Genomic DNA, 15,565 nt, shown 5'->3' with positions numbered 1-15,565 from the left:
CCCGGTGCAGGAGCTTCAGTTCGTCCGCTCGGGCCAGCGCCCCATCACGCTGCCGGCGGCTGCGCCGGAACCGGACGAGCCCGGCCTGTCCGACCGTCTGGGCGCGCTCTGGCGCGGGCGGCGGACGATGGCGGCGACGACGCTCCTCGCGCTGGCACTCGGGGCGGCCTATCTCGGCTACCTGGCCGAGCCGCGTTACCGCGCCACGGCCACGCTCGCGCTCGACGTGCAGGGCGCGCGCGTGGTCGACCTGGAACAGGTGGTGGGCGGGCTTCCCGTGGGAACCGCGGCGATAAACACCGAACTCGAGGCGATCCGCTCTCCCGCGCTGATCGGCCGGCTTGTCGCGGACCTGGGGCTTTCCGGCGACCCCGAGTTCAACGCGGACCTGCGCCCCGCCCCCGGCTGGTGGCCGACGCGCATGTTCGACGCCCTGCGCGACCGTCTCGGGCGCGTGCCGCCGCCGCCGGGCGAGGGCGAGACGCGCCGCCGCGTCGTGGAGGCGGCAGGCGCCGCTCTCACCGTCGCGGGCCAGCCGCGGAGCTACGTCTTCACCCTGTCCGCGACGACGAGGGATGCCGCGAAATCCGTGCGGATGGTCAACACTCTGGCCGAATTGCACCTGTCGCGGCAAGTGGAGCAGAAGCTGCGCGCCACGGACGAGGCTGCGGACTGGCTGTCGCGACGGGTGCGGGAACTCGATGCGGAGCTTCGCGCGCAGGAGGCCGAGCTGACGCGGTTGGGTGCGGACCGCGACGTCTCTGGCGGGCCCGCGGCGCTCGAGGCGGTGTCGTTCCAGCTGGCCGAGCACCGCCGGACGCGGGCCGAGGCCGCGGCGGCCGCGGCGCAGGCGACGGCCCGTGCGGCGTCGCTGCGCGCCGTGACCCAGGGCGCGGAGGCGCCCGAGACCGGTGCCTTGGCACAAATGCGCCAGGAGGGCGCCTCGGAGGACGCGGTCCGCGCGCGCGCCGCGCGTCTTGCCGAGGCGGCGGAGGCCGAGGCCGCGCAGGCCCGCGCGACGGCGGCGCGGTTCGCCGAGGCCGAGGCGCGCCTGACCGAGCGCAGCGAAGGCCAGGCGGCCGATCGCGTGCGCGCGGAGCAGATGGCGCGCGACCTCGACGCGACACGGGTGCTTTACGAAAGCTTTCTCGCCCGGCTCAAGGAAACCACGGTGCAGCGCGGCCTGCAGCGTCCCGACAGCCGGATCGTCGCGCTTGCCGAAGGCGCGGAGCAGGTCGCGCCCCGGATGGCTGTCGTTCTGGCACTGGCCGGTCTGGCGGGCCTTGTCGCCGGCGGGGCGCTCGTCCTTGCACGGGACGCCGCGCGCGAGGGCTTTCGCACCGCGGAGGAGCTCGGGCGCGCGGCGGGCGCGCCCGTCCTCGGCGAAGTCCCTTGCCTGCCCGTGCGCCGGCGGGCGCGGCTGCTGTCCTATCTCGAGGCAAAGACCGCCTCTCCGGGCGCCGAGGCGGTGCGCAGCCTGCGCACCTCGCTTCTGTTCTCCGATCCGGTGCGCCCGCCCCGCGTCGTGGCGCTGCTGTCCTCGGTCCCCGGAGAGGGCAAGAGCACGATCGCCGTCGCGCTCGCCCACGACCTCGCGCGGCTGGGCCGCAGGGTCCTTCTGGTCGAGGGTGACCTTCGCCGCCGCGTGCTTGGCCAGTATCTGGGCGGCGCGGGCGGTGCGGGGCTTGGCGCGGTGATGACCGGCTTCGCGAGCCTGGAGGAAGCGGCGCGGCCCAACCCCGCGCTGGGTGCCGACGTGCTGCCCGCCGGCCCCCGCACCGGCGACGCGGCCGACCTGCTGGCCGCGCCGGGCTTCGCCCGGCTGATCGAGGCGGCCCGGACGCGATACGATCACGTCATCATCGACACGCCGCCCGTGCTTGCCGTGCCCGATGCGCGGCTGGTGGCGCCGCTGGCGGATGCGGTGGTTTACGTCGTGCGCTGGAACCGCACCACGCGCGAGCAGCTCGACGAGGGGCTGCGGCAACTCGACCTGGTGCGCGCCGCGCCGCGGGGGATGGTGCTGAGCCGGGTCGATCCGGCCGGAATGCGGCGTCTCGGCCATGCGGGCAGGTCGGGCGCCTATGCCGCTTATGGGCGCGCCTACTACCAGCCCTGAGCGCGCCGCCGGCGGGCAAGGCTGATAGGCGCCGGGCCGTGGCCGAGCCACCGGGCGAGCCAGCCCAGCGCCCCCGCCGCGCCGATATAGGCGAGGTAGATCGGGAGCGGACCCAGGATGCCGGTCACCACGAAGCGGTTCGGCCCGAGGATCGCCATCTCGAGCGCGAGCAGAACCGCGGGCAGCATGATGAAGGCGCGCGCTCTGACCGCCCCTATCGCGTGCGTGGACATCATGGCGAAGAGCCATCCGACAAGGGGACAGCCGAGCCAGAGCCCGGCCCAGCCGAACTGCCAGTAGAGATCGCCGTAGATCGAGAGCGCCAGGAAACTCTCGGCATCCGGCGCGCCCGTGACCAGCCGGTGGACCTCGAGACCGGGGCCGGGAAGGACCGGTTTTCCCGGCCAGAGGACCCGCGGCACCAGATAGACCCACGCATCGGCCAGCGGCAGATAGGACAGGCCGCGTGCCCGGGCCTCGATGGCGAAGGCCTGGGGGCCTGCGAAACTGAGGCGTGTCCACCAGCCCTGCCGGCCGCTCGCCCCGGCGGCCGCCGCCCCGGCGCCAGGGTCGCGCAGATAGTCCCGCGCGATGCCCGCCCGCGCGGCGTAGCCCGCGCCGTTGAGCGTTCCCGTGGCGTCCGCCACGGCCGCGCGCCCGTGATGCACGTAGGGCTGCGCGGCCGTGTAAAGCGCGCCGGCGAGCGCGAGCGAGATCACCAGCCGCCCGGGCTTGCGGTGGGCGAGGAACGCACCGATCGCCGGCAGCACCAGGGCGAGCATGATGTCGAGCTTTGCAAAGGACAGCGCCGAAAGGGCGAGGTGCAAAGGCCAGAGCGCCCGGAACGCGGCCCGCGCGCCGCGATGCCCCGCGGCGGCGGCGAAGGCGAGAAGCGCGAACCCGACATCGGTCAGCGCGCCGAGATTGCTGACCGCGCCGGGCACCACGCGACCGGTCAGCCCCCATTGCCCCGGGTTGATCAGAAGATACTTGAGCGCGCCGCCCGCGATCACGAAAGCGAGCCCGAGGCGGAGGGCGTCCACCGTTCCCCGCGCGCGCGTGCGGCCGCGCGCCCAGTCGCGCGGCGCGGCGATCATGTGCAGCCACAGGCCCGACAGGACCAGCGTGACCCCGACGGCGGCCAGGGCGCCCGCCTCGAGCAGCCGTTCGGGCGAGAGCGCCAGCGGATGCGCGGCGAGCGCGGCGCGCGTGGAGGCGGTTCCGTAGACCTCCACCAGCGGGCCGAAGCCCGAGAAGACCGCCGCCTGCGCCGGAAACCAGAACGCGGCGGACCAGACCGCCTCCGGCATGGTGCGGGCGACCTGGCGGACGAGACCGGCGAGGATGAGGATGAAGAGGACCGGCAGCGTGCCGTTGACCGCGCCCGCCGCGCCCGGCGGAAGCGTCAGGGCGGAGAGCCCGATCCAGAGGCCCGAGAGCGGCCAGAGCGCGAGAAGCGCTCCGAGATAGGCGGCCCGAAGCCGGGCCGCCGCGTGCCGGGCGGAGGCGTCGTTCATCGCGCCCATGTCCGGATGCCGAGGCGCGTGGCGGCCGCGCGGGCGAGAAGCAGATGCGCGAGCGCGAGCGAGACGACAGAGGCGGCCGCCGCGCCCGGCGTGGCGAAGGCGGGAATGAGGACCGCGTTGAGCGCCGCGTTGAGCGCCGCGCCGGCCGCCACCGCCTTCACCGTCGCCATCTCGTGCCCGGCCATGTTCAGAAGCGCGTCGGCCGGCCCCGTGGCGGCGACGACCAGCAGGCCGACGCAGAGGAAGACCGCAAGCGGCGCCGCCGCGGCGAAGGCGGGGCCGACCAGCGCCTCGATCGCCGGCGGACCGGCGAGGGCCACGGCAAGCGCGGCGCCCGCGACCGACAGGGCGGCGAGCCGCGCCGCGCGGGTCGCGAGGGCCTGCAGCTCGTCCCGCGCCCCCGCCGCCCAGAGCCGGGCGAGGCGCGGTTGAAGAACCGTCGCCACGATCTGCTGGCCGATGAGCGCCGTGCCCGCGATCTGCGCCGCGATCCCGTAGACGGCGACGCTTTCGGACCCCTCCAGAACACCCAGCATCAAGAGATCGAGCCGGGCGTTGACGAGGGCCGCGGCGGTGATGAGCGAGAGCGGCAGGAGACTTCGCAGCCGGGCGCGGGCGGCGTAACGGGGGTGAGCAGTGGCCGGCGCCGGCGCAAGGCGCGCCATCGCAAGGAGCGTCCACGCAAGCGCCCCGGCCACCGCGCCCGCGTGAAGCGCCATGGCGCCCGGGGGCGAAAGGCCACCGGCGGCCAGCGCCAGCGCGACGAAAGCCAGAAGAAGAAGCGGGCGGAGCGCGCCGTCGGGCAGGGCGCCCGCGAGGGGTTTCTCGTGACCTTGCAGAAGGGACGCCGCGACGCGCAGAAATCCGAGGCCCGCGACGAGCGGCACGGCCAGAAGCGCCACGCCCGCGCCGTCACCGTTGGGGGCCGCGACGAGGGCCCAGCCGAGCGCCGCGAGCCCGAGCAACCCGCTCGTCCCGGCGACGAGGCCGAATGCCCAGCGGCGCAGCCCCCGCAGCGTGGCCCGGTCGTTTGTTGCGCGCGCGACCGCCGTTTCGCGAACGACCAGAGTGGGCAGCCCTGCAAGCACCGGCATCGCGAGGATCTGCGCAAGCGCCAGCGCGAAGAGATATTGCCCGTAGCCATCCGCCCCGAGCGCCCCGGCGAGCAGCACGGTCAGCGCGATCCCGGCGCCGAGGTTGACCGCGCGGACGGCGGCGAGGCGCACCCCCGCCCCCAGAAGCCCCGTTGCCTGCGTGCGGTGAGGCAGGGCGGTCTCAAGCTTTCTGCGCGAGATCACCGCCACCCGAACACGCCGCGCCCGCGCCCCCGCGGGTCCGGCAAGCCAGGAGCCGTCCCATGGATCAGTCGCCCGCGCTGGGGCTTCCCTATATCCTGCCCAACCAGGCCCAGAAACATGTCACCCACAACGAGGCGCTGCGCGTGCTCGACGCGGTGGTTCAGATCGGCGTCGCCTCGCGGGGCGAGACGAGCCCGCCGCCCGCGCCCGCGGACGGAACCCGCCACATCGTGGCCGCGCCCGGGGCCGGCGCCTGGGCCGGGCAGGAGGAGGCGCTCGCCGCCTTCCTCGACGGGGCGTGGCATTTCTTCGCGCCGAAGGCGGGCTGGCTTGCCTGGGTCGCGGACGAGGCCAGGCTTCTGGTCTGGGACGGGGCGGCGTGGCGCGTCGCCGCGAGCTCCGACATGGCGACGCTTTTCGGCGTGAATACCGAGCCCGACGCGGTGAACCGGCTTTCCGTCAAGTCCGACGGCGTTCTCTTCTCGCATGACGACGTGACGCCCGGCTCTGGCGGCGTGCGGCTGACGCTGAACAAGCAGGACGCCGCGGCCACCGCCTCGGTGCTGTTCCAGTCGGGCTATTCCGGCCGGGCGGAATTCGGCCTCGCGGGGGACGACAACTGGCGCGTGAAGGTTTCGGCCGATGGCGTGAGCTGGCGCCCCGCGCTTGCCGTGGACGCGGCCACGGGGCACGTCGCGGTGGGCGCGGCGCAGCCGCAGGGCCCGCTCCACGCCGAGGGGGAGGACGCCGCGCTGGTGCTGGGAAACGCGCTCGATCCCGCGGGGATATGGTCGGTCGCCCCCGGACGGCCGGGCTTTTACGAGGATCACCTGATCGTTGCGCATGGCGGGGATCTGTCCGATCCGGCGACGCACCGGATGCGCCTGCCGAAAGCGCCGCGCCGCCGAGCTTCCCCGAGGGGCTCGCCGTCTCGGACGGCAAGCGTTTCGCCAGCGAGACGAGCGCGGCGCTCGCCCACTACATCCCCTTCGACGGAACCCGCGGGCAGCTTGCGTTTCGTGGCGCGGACGGGGGCGGGACCGCGCGTTTCCGTCTGACGGCCTACTACCACGACGGCGCCTGGCATGCCGCGACCGCCGGCGGCTGGATGGTGGATGCGGCAGGCCCGCGCCTCGGCGTGGGCACGGACGCGCCGAGCGCCACGATCCACGCCGAAGGGCCCGTGCGGGTCGGCAGTTTCTCCGTCGCGGCGCTGCCCGATGCCGTCGCGGTCGGCGCGGGCGCCATCGTATTCGTGCCCGACGACACCGGCGGGCCGGCGCTTGCCTTCTCGGACGGGACCGTCTGGCGGCGCGCGGCGGACGGCACGTCGATCCCCTGAGCGCCCCCGCGCCCGGCGGTGACGCCGCGCGTCAGGTCCATGGCGCACAAGGCTTCCGTCGGGCGCGCAGGTCGCGATATCTCGCCACGATCGCGTGGGCGCGGTCGTCGGCGGAGTGGCCGTCGGCGATCACGCGCCGCCGGCCGGCCGCCGCGATGGCAAGCCGCGCCTCCGGCTCGGCCAGGTAACGCCGCACCTCGTGCACCAGCTCGTCGGGGCCGTCGAAGAAGGCGGCCTCGCGCCCTTCCTCGAAGAAGGCGGTCGCCTCGCGCGTGCGCTGGTGCAGCATGAAGCCGCCGGCGGCGGGGATCTCGAAGCTGCGCGCCGTCATCACGTCGCCGCTCGATGCGCCGGGCTGGCGCTCGGTCAGAAGCCCGAGGTTGACTTTCGAAAGCCCGATGGCCTTGGCGTATTCCCGCACCGTGACACGGTCGCCCTGCCATGTCCGGCGAAGCGCGGGCGGCGCCCGCCGCCAGCGGTCGGGACCCCAGATCCGCAGGTCGAGGTCGGGGCAGGCCGCGGCGAGCGCGGCGAGCAGGCGCTGCTTCTCCGGCGAGCGGTCGCCGATGAAGGACACGTCGCAGGCATGGCGCGCGCGGTCGGCCTCGGTAAGGTCGGCTGGCGCGTGGGTTTCGGGGTCGAAGGCGTGCGGCAGGAAGGACGCGTCGCGGATGCCGAGGCGTTCGGCCATGTCGGACAGCCCGAAGCTTTTCGTGGTGAACACCCAGTCGTAGCAGGGCAGCGCGCGTGGCAGTTCCGGCCCGTGCGTGAAGACGCTCACATCCGGGAAGAACTGGATGCAGATCACGCCCTTCGCGCGCAACCGCTCGAGCGTGCGCGCCGCCACCATCGGTCCCTTGAAGACGAAGAGCATCTCGGGACGCAGGGCCTCGGCCTCGGCCATGAGCGCCGCGTTGAACTCGCGCACGAGGCGCGGGCGGAGCGCGCGGCGCAGCGCGCGCAGCGCGGGCGCGCGCCAGGCGGGCAGGAACTCGGCTTCCGCGATCGCCCGGACGGAGTGGCCCGCGCGGCGCAGTGCGCGCACCAGCGCGTAGTCGTTCGCGCCCTGCCACTGCGCCGACACGGCGAGGATGCGAAGGGGCGGGCGATGCTCGGGCAGGGCGGCGGGGCGGGATGCGCCGGGCCCGGTCATGCGCGGGCCCCTCGTGGCGTGGGGCGGGTCGTGGCGGCGAACTCGTCGAGGATCGGCAGCAGGCGGTCGCGGAACGCGCCGTACCGGAAGCGGGCCTGCCAGTGCCGCGCGCCCTGCGCGCCGAGCCGAGCGCGGAGCCCCGGATCGCGCAGCAGGGCGATCAGCGCCGCGCTCAGCGCCCCCGGCGCGTCGAGATCAGCGTTCAATCCCGTCTCGCCGTGCCGGTTGACCTCCTGCCCCGCGTCCTGGCACGACGCAATCACCGGAAGGCCCCGGCGCATCGCCTCCGCATAGACGAGGCCGAAGCCCTCGCCGCGGCTTGGCATGGCGAAGAGATCGGCGCGGGCCCAGAGCGCTTCGAGATCGCCTTCCCGCACATGGCCTGTCACCTCGATGAAGCCCGCGGCCGGCGAGCGCCGGGCCGCCTCGCGGATGAGCGGCACCCCGTCGCCCCCGCCCGCGATCACGAGCCGTGCACCGGGCACCGCCTGCACCACCTCGGCCCAGCAGGCGACGAGTTCGCGCTGCCCCTTGTACATCTGCGCGCGGTCGATCCGCCCGAGGCAGAGCACCACGGGTGGCGCGTCCGGCGGGCGGGGCGGCCGGGGGGCGGGCGGCCGGTCAGCCTCCGTGCCCAGCTCGCAGACGCGCGCGGCGCGCAACGGGCCGTGGCGGGCCTCCAGACGCGCGAGCGTGAAGCGGGAATTGGCAAGGAGCAGATCCGCGCCCCGAAGCGCGCGGGCGCGGCCCGGGGTCAGCCCGTTCCAGACTTCGACCCCGTGCACCCAGACGGCATAGGGCCGGCGCAGGCCCGGCAGTCGCGGATGCGCGCGCGCCATGCCGACGGAATCGTAAAGGAAGAGGTCGCTGCGGGCGGCGGCGGCCAGCAGGCCCGCGGCAAACCGGGCGCGGCTTCCTCGCGCAACGCGCATGGTCCGGCCCGCCGCCATTCCGGGGCGGTCGTCGAGATATGACAGAAGGGCCGCATCCGCCCCCGCCTCGACAAGCGCGCGGAGCGTGATGCGCGCCACGGCGGCGATGCCGCCCCGGCCCGGGCGGACAAGCGTTGCGCCGATCTGCCAGCGCGGGCTCTGGGTGGGCGTCACGGCCGCGGCGCCTCGGGCGACATGGCGGTGCGGAACATGGCGGCGGTGGCGCGTGCCGCGTCCGCCTCCGCATGGCGACGCTCCGCCAGCCGGCGCGCGCCGCGCCGCCAGCGCTGCCGTTCCTCGGGCGGCAGGGCGGCGTAGCGATCGATCGCGGCGGCGAAGCGCAAGGGCTCGCCAAGCGGCAGGTCCCATCCCGCCCGTGCCTCGGCGAGACCGCGCCAGGGCGTGCGGTCGCTGGTGATGACGGGCAGGCCGGCGGCCAGCGCCTCGGCGATGGCGTGGCCGTAGCTCTCGTTCAGGCTGGGCATGAAGAAAGCGTCATAAGCCTCTAGGATGGATATTGGTTCCTCCGCCGGGATCGGTGGCTTCCATGTCGCGCGCACATGGCGCGGCAGCCGCGAAATCGCCGCGTCGCAGGCCGCCTTGTGCCGCGCGCAGACGACGGGGCCGATCAGGTCGAAGTCGACCGGGACGCGGACGCGCGTGAGCGTCTCCAGCGCGAAGACCAGGTTCTTCACGGGCGCGACGCGCCCCAGAAAGACGATCCTGAGCGGTCCCCCGCGGTGTCTCGATCCCTTGAGACTTTGGGGCGGAGGGGCGAGCCGCGCGGTGTCGGGCGCGTCGAGGATGCCCCTCGCGGGAAGACCGAGCGCGGCGATATCCCGGCGTTCCTGCAGCGCGGTTGCGTGGAGCCACACGTCGTCCAGGAGCCCCAGGCGGCGGAGCGCCGTGAGATAGGCGCGCTTCGCGCCGGCCTTCTGCGCGAGCGCGCCCGGCGCGCATTCGCCGCGCGGCGAGACCAAGACCGGCATGCGCGGCACCAGCCCAGCGCGGCGCAGCGCCAGCACGGGCAGCGTGGTTTCCCGGTCGAACAGGCTGTTGAGATGGACAAGGTCGAAATCGCCGCGCGCCAGAAGGCGCCGGACCGGGTGCCAACGCGCGCCGCCCGGCGCCAGCACCACGCGTGAAAGGCCGCGCGCGGTCGCGCAGAACACATCGGCGCTTGCCGCGAGCGTGAGAGCGAATTCGTCCGACAGATCGCACGTCAGCGCCTCGAGGCTCCGGACCGCGCCCGAGGCGGGCTGGGCGCGACCGGAGGCACCGAAAAACACCGCGACGGACGGGTGCGCCCGGGCCGCGCCGTCAGCCATGCACGTTGAACCGGTCGAAGCGCCCGCGCCGGAGCGGAAGCCAGTCGAGCGCGCGGGCATGGACGAGCGCGTAGTTCGACTGGAAGAAGCGTTCGAGTTCCGGATGCCAGTCCTCGAACACGGTGCAGGCGGCCGGATCCACGCGGACGAGCGTATAGTCGAGCCCGCCGATCAGGTCGAAGACATCGCGCAGGAAGGCCCGCCCGAAGATCCAGCGGTGGTTGTACTCGAACTGGAAGATGTCGATCCGCCCGGCGGCCAGAAGCGGGCGCGCGCCGGTGAGCACCCGCAGGTCGTGGCCCTCGGTGTCGCTTTTGGCCAGGTGGATCCGTTCGAGGCCGAGCGCGTCGGCGACGGCGGCGAGCGGCGCTGTCGGCACGCGTTGCCGTGCCAGCCCGGGGCGCGACGGGTGGAGCGAGTTCGTCCCCGCGCCGGGCCCCTCCAGCGCGATCTCGGCCTGGCCCTCGGTGTCCGACAGGGCCGTCTCGTGAAGCGTGACCGCCCCCGCGCGCGCCGCGATCTCGGCGCGAAAGAGCGCCGCGGTCTCGCGCACCGGTTCGAAGGCGTGCACGGCAAGGCGTCCGGCCGCGCGCCGTGCGGGTGGAAGCTGCTCCAGCAGGCTTGCCGTCCATGCGCCCCGGTTCGCGCCGATGTCGAGGACGGCGAAGGGGCGCGCGGCGCCGGTGGCCGCGATGGCGCGGCGCTGGAGCATCGCCTCGCCGTTCCGGGCGATGGCGTCGCGGCGCTGCTCGCCGCGCGCGGCGCAGTAGACCCGCCGGCCGACCCGCCAGGCGAGATGGCGGCCGGGCGCGCTCATGTCCCGTCCTGCCGCTGAAGGGGCACGGCACGGCCCGTGCGGACCGCCTGTTCGAGCGCGAGGCTCGCCTCGGTGGCGGCGAAGATCTCGGGCTCGGGGATCGGCGGGGCGCCGCCCTCGCGGATCGCCGCGACGAAGGCCGCCATCAGCGCCCGCTGCCCCTTGTCCTGCTTGCGGCGCAAGACCTTTCGCCGTCCGCCGGCTGCGATCTCGAGGCGCGTGAAATCCTCGAGCCGGAGCGCCCGGCCGGCCGCGAAGACCTCCACCTGCTCTTTCGGGAGGGCCGGGTCGCCCATGGGCGCGTAGACGAGCGCGCCGGTGGAACCGTCGGCGAAACGCAGAAGCGCGGACACCGCGTCTCCCGCGCCGCTTGCCGCGACGGCTTGGACCGAAACGGCGGGCGCGCCCGCGAGATGGGCCATCGCGTCGAGGAAATGGCAGCATTCCCCGAGGAGCCGTCCGCCCCCCTCCGTGCCGTGGATCCAGCTTTCGGGCGGCAGCGGCCCCGCGTTGACCCGGTAGAGGATCTGGAGCGGTCCCGCCATGCCGGCGAGCGCCGCCTTCATCTCGCCCATGAGCGGCGCGAAGCGGCGGTTGAAGCCCACCGTCAGGAGCCCGGGCGCCTCTGCCGCCGCCGCGCGCACGGCGTCGAGCCCCTCACGATCGAGCGCGAGGGGCTTTTCGCAGAACACATGCTTGCCCGCGCGCAGGGCCGCGGCCGCGTAGCCCGCGTGGCTGTCGTGGCGCGTGGCGATGACCACCGCCTGCGTTCCCGGATCTTCCAGAACCGCGCCGGGCTCGGTGGCGGCACGGGCGAAGCCCGCGCTGTCCGCCGCGGACCGCGCCGAGAGGCCGCGCGAGGTGACCACGGCGGTGAGCGTCGTACCGCTGGCGGCGCGCAGGGCCGGCAGGAGGGTGCCGCGCGCGTAGCTGCCGAAGCCGATGAAGCCCACGCCCGGGCGCGTGTCCGCCGCCGTCCGCGACAGCGAGAGGCGGCGCGCGGGCGCGGCCCGCGGCGGGGCGGGATAGTCGAGCAGGATGGCGAGGTGCGGCCCACCGCCGCCCAGCAGGTGGTAGGCCTGCGCCGCGTGCGCGATGGCGAACCGGTGGCTGACGAGCGGCGCGGGCGTCAGCCGGCCCGAGGCCACGAGATCCAGGAACGCTTCCATGTTGCGCTGCCCGGTCCAGCGGACATGGGGCAGCGGATAGTCCCGGCCCGCGATCTCGTAATCCGGGTCGTGGCGGCCGGGACCGGTCGAGAGCGCGAGGCGCAGGTCGAGCTCGCGCCGGTAGAAGAGGTCGCGGTCGATTTCCATGCCGGTCAGGCCCACGAGGACCACGCGTCCGCCGAGCCGGCTGATCGCGGCGGCGGCGTTGACCGGTGCGCTCGACCGTGTGGCGGCGGTGACGATCACGGCATCCGCCCCCGCGCCGCCGGTGAAAGCCGCGGCCGCGCCCTCGAGATCCGCGCTGACGGCGTGTTCGGCGCCAAGCTCGCGCGCGAGGGCGGCGCGCGCGGGGTCGGGATCGTATCCCAGGACCCGGCAGCCGTTGGCCTTCAGCAGCTGCACGGTCAGAAGCCCCAGAAGCCCGAGCCCCGTCACCGCCACCCGCTCGCCGAGCGCGGGCGCGGCGCGGCGGACGCCCTGAAGCGCGATCGCGCCCACGGTGGCGAAGCTCGCCTCCGTGTCGCTCACGCCTTTCGGGATCCGCGCGCAGAGGTTGCGGGGCACGGCGTTGATCTCGGCGTGGCTGGCGAAGCCCGCGCCGGCGCAGGCCACGCGGTCGCCCACGGCCAGCCCCGCGACCCCGCGACCGATCTCCAGCACCTCGCCGGCAAGGCTGTAACCCGGCGCCGCGGGATCGTCGAGCTTGGCGCGCACCTTCTCGGCGGTGCGCCGCAGCCCTTCGCGACGCGCCGTCCGGACGACCTGGCGCACGAGGTCGGGCCGCGCGGCGGCCTTCCCGGCGAGCGTCGCCTGCGCGAGTTCCAGGATCTGGCGTTCCGTCCCCGAGGAGATGAGCGAAGCGCGCGTGGCGACCAGAATGCGGCCGGGCAGGGCGCGGGGCGCGGGTGCCTCCACGACCTCGGGCGCGCCACCGCGGTAATCCTGGCGAAGCTGTTTCATGGGGCGTTCCCTTCCAGAAGCGTGATGCGGGTGATCAGGCGAAGCGGTCCGCGCCCGGCGAGGACGTTGAGGCGGGTCGTGCGCCGCTCGACCCCCAGATCGGGCCACCAGATGGCGGGCTCCAGGCGGATGGGGGCGGTGGCGGCCACCACGAGCCGGGCGCACCCGCCAAGGTGAAGCCGCACCGCCTTTCCGTCCGGGCCCGGCTCGGCGCGGATGTCGGGGTGCAGGAGAAAGCCCGCCGTCGCATCGGCCGTCGGGCCGCCCGCCAGCCGGTCCTCGATGGTGACGCCGGTTGCGTGCGCGTCGAAGCGGCGGCGGTGGACCGGCCGGCCCGGCGCGGTGCGATAACCGTCATGCCGCCCTTCGAGGCTGATGCCCTTAGGCCCGGCCTCCCACCGCTCCAGCGTCACCTCGGGGCGCCGGCCGCAGCGGAAGGCGCCGAAGAACTCCGCCTGCTCCGCCCCCGCGAGCGCCAGCGTGTTGTGCGCCGCCGTGCTCCGGGCGGCGTCGCGGCGCGGACCCTCGGCATATTCGAACACGCCCTGGTCCACGATCACCCGCCGGCCGTCGACAGAGAGCTCGAAGCCGAGCGCGTCGCCGTGGCCGTGCGCCGGCAGATCGTCCGGCGCGATCCGCCCGCAATCGGCGACGAGGTAGAGCGGGCCCCGGCGCATCCCGAAACAGCCCGCGTCGGGAAAGGCGAAGGTCTCGCGCGGCGCGGGGGCGGGGCCGATCAGGCGGGTATAGGCTGCGAGGCACTCGGACGGCGGGCGCGCCATGGAGAGCCCCGCGTCGTTCAGAAGCGCCACGCCGCCGTCGGGATGCGCGAGGTCCGCCGCCGCGATCGCCATGGCGGCGAGCGGGCCGTCGAGCCACGCGCCTTCCGCCGCCAGCGCGGCGCGGCAATCGAGGAGGTCCGCCATCACCTGGCAGTGGTAGGAGGGCGAGCGCTCGAAATGCATCCCGTCGGGCAGGATCTGCCGGGCGACCTCGCGGCGCAGGCGCGCCACGGCGCGGCGGCGCCAGCCTTCGGGCGCGCGGCCCTCGAAATATGCCGCCCCCCGGATCAGGGCACGGAGGTCGCGGATCAGGTGGTTGCCGCCCAGATCGGTCTCGAGGTGCCGCGCGAGGAAGGCGAGCTGGCCGAGAAGGCTCTCCTCGGCCCGCGCGACGAGGGACGCCGGCAGCCGCGCCCGCCGCCGGGCGAGCTCGTCCATCCAGACGCAGGCGCGGGTGGCGAGCGTATAGGCGTTCCACGCATCCGCCCAGGCGCCGGGCCGGGGCCGCGCGTTGGCGTCGAGCCAGTCCGAGACCAGCCGCGCCCAGAGCGCGTCCTCCGCGCCCTCGAGATACTCCATGTAATGCAGCGTCATTCGCCAGAGTTGCGCGCGCGGTCCGGGGCCGGGGGCCTGCCAGTCGATCCCGGGCCCCGGCATCTCCACGCACCGGTTGAGGAGCATGACCGCGAAGCCCGCGCCCCGGGGCGCCACCGCGCAGCCGGGCCGCGGGGCGAAAAGCGGCTGCGGCGGTGCCGCGGCCGCCCGCGCGGCCGGGGCGGCGGGCGCGCGCGGCCCGAGCCGGTCGGCGAGCCGTCTGCGGGCGACGAGTTCGGCGCGCCGGGCGAGTTTCTCCAGCGGCATATGCCGCCCGAAGGCGCAGGCGCGGGCCAGTCCGGCAAGGGTGCTCATGCCGCCGCCACCTCCTCCAGCAGCGAGAGATACTCGGCCGCGATCCGGCGCCGGTCGAAATGGCGCTCGGCATGGGCGCGGCCCCGCCGCCCCATGCGGGCGGCCTCGGCGGGATCGCGGGCGAGGCGCAGCACCGCCGCGGCGATCTCCTCGGCGCTTTCAGGGGTCACGGCGAGGCCGGCCCCCGCGGCCTCGAGCTCGGCGCGCGCCGCGCCCCGCACCCCCAGCACCACCGGTTTCGCCGCCGCCATGGCTTCCGCGAGCTTCGAGGGCAGCACCCGGGCGAAGGCGGGCCGGTCCCGAAGGAGCACGAGGCTCGCGTCGCTCGCCGCGAGGACGGAGGGCATCTCCGCGCGGGGGAGCGGGCCGGCCACCCGAAGGTTGGGCAGCGCCATCGCCCGGGCGCGCGCGGCGAGGCGCGCCTGGTCCGCCCCGTCGCCCACCAGCAGGAAGCCCACCCCCGGCTCGTGGCGCAAAAGCGCGGCCGCGTCGAGCACCGCGTCGAGCCCGTGCGCCATCCCGTGCGTGCCGGCATAGGTGGCCACGAAGCGCCCCGCGAGCCCGAAGCGCGCCTTCGCACCCGCCGCGTCCTCTTGCGCGGCGGGGTGGAACGCCGCGAGGTCGACGCCGTTGCGCAGCACCGTGATCCCCTCCGCCCCGCCGCGGCGGTCGGCGATGTGGGGCACGAACCCCTCGGCCACCGGCACAACGTGGTCCGCGGCGCGATAGGCCCGCGCCTCGAGCGCCTCGAGCCCGCGGATCGCGCGGCCGCGCGTCATCGCGTTCACCGCCAGGATGCTTTCCGGCCAGAGGTCGCGCACCTCGAACACCCAGCGCGCGCCGGTCATCCGCCGCGCGGGCAGGCCCGCGAGCCCGCAGAAGAACTGCGGCGAGGTCGAGAGGATCACGTCGGGCCGGCCGAGGCGTGGCAGGGCGGCCAGCGCCGAGAGTGCGAAGGAAAGATGGCTCGCCGCGCGCCGCGACACGCCGGTATTGGGGGCGATGTGGCTCCAGACGCGCACCACCTGTAAGCCCTCCAGCGTTTCCTTCTGGAAGGGGCGGTTCCGGTAGCCCGGGTAGAGCCGCCCGCGCGGATGGCTCGGCGCGCAGGTCACGACCGTCACCTCGTGCCCGGCCGCGGCCCAGTGGCGCGCGTGTTCCGAACTGCGCGCGGCGGGCGCGTTCGTCTCGGGCGGGTAGTAGTGGCAGAGCAGCAGGATGCGCATCACG

Annotated in this window: 12 protein-coding genes; 3 read left to right on the top strand and 9 right to left on the bottom strand. The window is 74.9% G+C overall.

The window, feature by feature from the left end; genetic code table 11:
• Window positions 1-4 precede the first annotated feature (4 nt).
• Window positions 5-2,119 (top strand): Wzz/FepE/Etk N-terminal domain-containing protein, encoded by a 2,115-nt coding sequence (locus tag AB6A65_RS07300; RefSeq protein ID WP_371037715.1) that lies wholly within the window; start codon window positions 5-7, stop codon window positions 2,117-2,119.
• Here AB6A65_RS07300 and AB6A65_RS07295 read toward each other — a convergent pair.
• Together AB6A65_RS07295 and AB6A65_RS07290 are read right to left on the bottom strand one after the other, a co-directional pair.
• Complete coding sequence (locus AB6A65_RS07295; protein WP_371037714.1) at window positions 2,107-3,636, bottom strand: hypothetical protein; 1,530 nt, start codon at window positions 3,634-3,636, stop codon at window positions 2,107-2,109. The two genes, AB6A65_RS07300 and AB6A65_RS07295, sit on opposite strands and share 13 nt — an antisense overlap.
• On the bottom strand, window positions 3,633-4,943 hold the full coding sequence (locus tag AB6A65_RS07290; protein ID WP_371037713.1) for a lipopolysaccharide biosynthesis protein: 1,311 nt from the start codon (window positions 4,941-4,943) through the stop codon (window positions 3,633-3,635). The genes AB6A65_RS07295 and AB6A65_RS07290 overlap by 4 nt, the downstream gene beginning before the upstream one ends.
• Before the next feature lie 59 nt (window positions 4,944-5,002).
• Between AB6A65_RS07290 and AB6A65_RS07285 the strand changes: the two genes are divergently transcribed.
• The gene (locus tag AB6A65_RS07285; RefSeq protein WP_371037712.1) at window positions 5,003-6,001 is read left to right on the top strand and encodes a DUF2793 domain-containing protein; all 999 of its coding nucleotides are present in this window, start codon (window positions 5,003-5,005) and stop codon (window positions 5,999-6,001) included.
• 50 nt (window positions 6,002-6,051) lie between these two features.
• Window positions 6,052-6,285 (top strand): hypothetical protein, encoded by a 234-nt coding sequence (locus tag AB6A65_RS07280; RefSeq protein WP_371037711.1) that lies wholly within the window; start codon window positions 6,052-6,054, stop codon window positions 6,283-6,285.
• Between the two features lie 31 nt (window positions 6,286-6,316).
• On the opposite strand, the gene AB6A65_RS07275 is transcribed toward AB6A65_RS07280, so the two are convergent.
• The 7 genes from AB6A65_RS07275 to AB6A65_RS07245 are packed head-to-tail and all read right to left on the bottom strand — an operon-like array spanning window position 6,317 to window position 15,561.
• Complete coding sequence (locus AB6A65_RS07275) at window positions 6,317-7,438, bottom strand: glycosyltransferase (RefSeq protein ID WP_371037710.1); 1,122 nt, start codon at window positions 7,436-7,438, stop codon at window positions 6,317-6,319.
• The gene (locus tag AB6A65_RS07270) at window positions 7,435-8,544 is read right to left on the bottom strand and encodes a glycosyltransferase family 4 protein (RefSeq protein WP_371037709.1); all 1,110 of its coding nucleotides are present in this window, start codon (window positions 8,542-8,544) and stop codon (window positions 7,435-7,437) included. Before AB6A65_RS07270 ends, AB6A65_RS07275 begins: the two co-directional genes overlap by 4 nt.
• The gene (locus tag AB6A65_RS07265) at window positions 8,541-9,698 is read right to left on the bottom strand and encodes a glycosyltransferase (protein WP_371037708.1); all 1,158 of its coding nucleotides are present in this window, start codon (window positions 9,696-9,698) and stop codon (window positions 8,541-8,543) included. Before AB6A65_RS07265 ends, AB6A65_RS07270 begins: the two co-directional genes overlap by 4 nt.
• Window positions 9,691-10,515 carry an FkbM family methyltransferase gene (locus AB6A65_RS07260; RefSeq protein WP_371037707.1) on the bottom strand — a complete coding sequence of 275 codons (825 nt, stop codon included), beginning with the start codon at window positions 10,513-10,515 and terminating at the stop codon, window positions 9,691-9,693. The genes AB6A65_RS07265 and AB6A65_RS07260 overlap by 8 nt, the downstream gene beginning before the upstream one ends.
• Complete coding sequence (locus AB6A65_RS07255; RefSeq protein ID WP_371037706.1) at window positions 10,512-12,644, bottom strand: bi-domain-containing oxidoreductase; 2,133 nt, start codon at window positions 12,642-12,644, stop codon at window positions 10,512-10,514. Before AB6A65_RS07255 ends, AB6A65_RS07260 begins: the two co-directional genes overlap by 4 nt.
• The gene (locus AB6A65_RS07250; protein ID WP_371037705.1) at window positions 12,641-14,335 is read right to left on the bottom strand and encodes a heparinase II/III family protein; all 1,695 of its coding nucleotides are present in this window, start codon (window positions 14,333-14,335) and stop codon (window positions 12,641-12,643) included. Before AB6A65_RS07250 ends, AB6A65_RS07255 begins: the two co-directional genes overlap by 4 nt.
• Window positions 14,332-15,561 (bottom strand): glycosyltransferase family 4 protein, encoded by a 1,230-nt coding sequence (locus AB6A65_RS07245; RefSeq protein ID WP_371037704.1) that lies wholly within the window; start codon window positions 15,559-15,561, stop codon window positions 14,332-14,334. Before AB6A65_RS07245 ends, AB6A65_RS07250 begins: the two co-directional genes overlap by 4 nt.
• Window positions 15,562-15,565 lie beyond the last annotated feature (4 nt).

This window comes from Rhodosalinus sp. FB01 (genome assembly GCF_041365715.1).
Taxonomy (GTDB): Bacteria; Pseudomonadota; Alphaproteobacteria; order Rhodobacterales; family Rhodobacteraceae; genus Rhodosalinus.
Note: the sequence above shows the minus strand (reverse complement) of the source record. Positions and strands in the feature narration are given on the sequence as shown.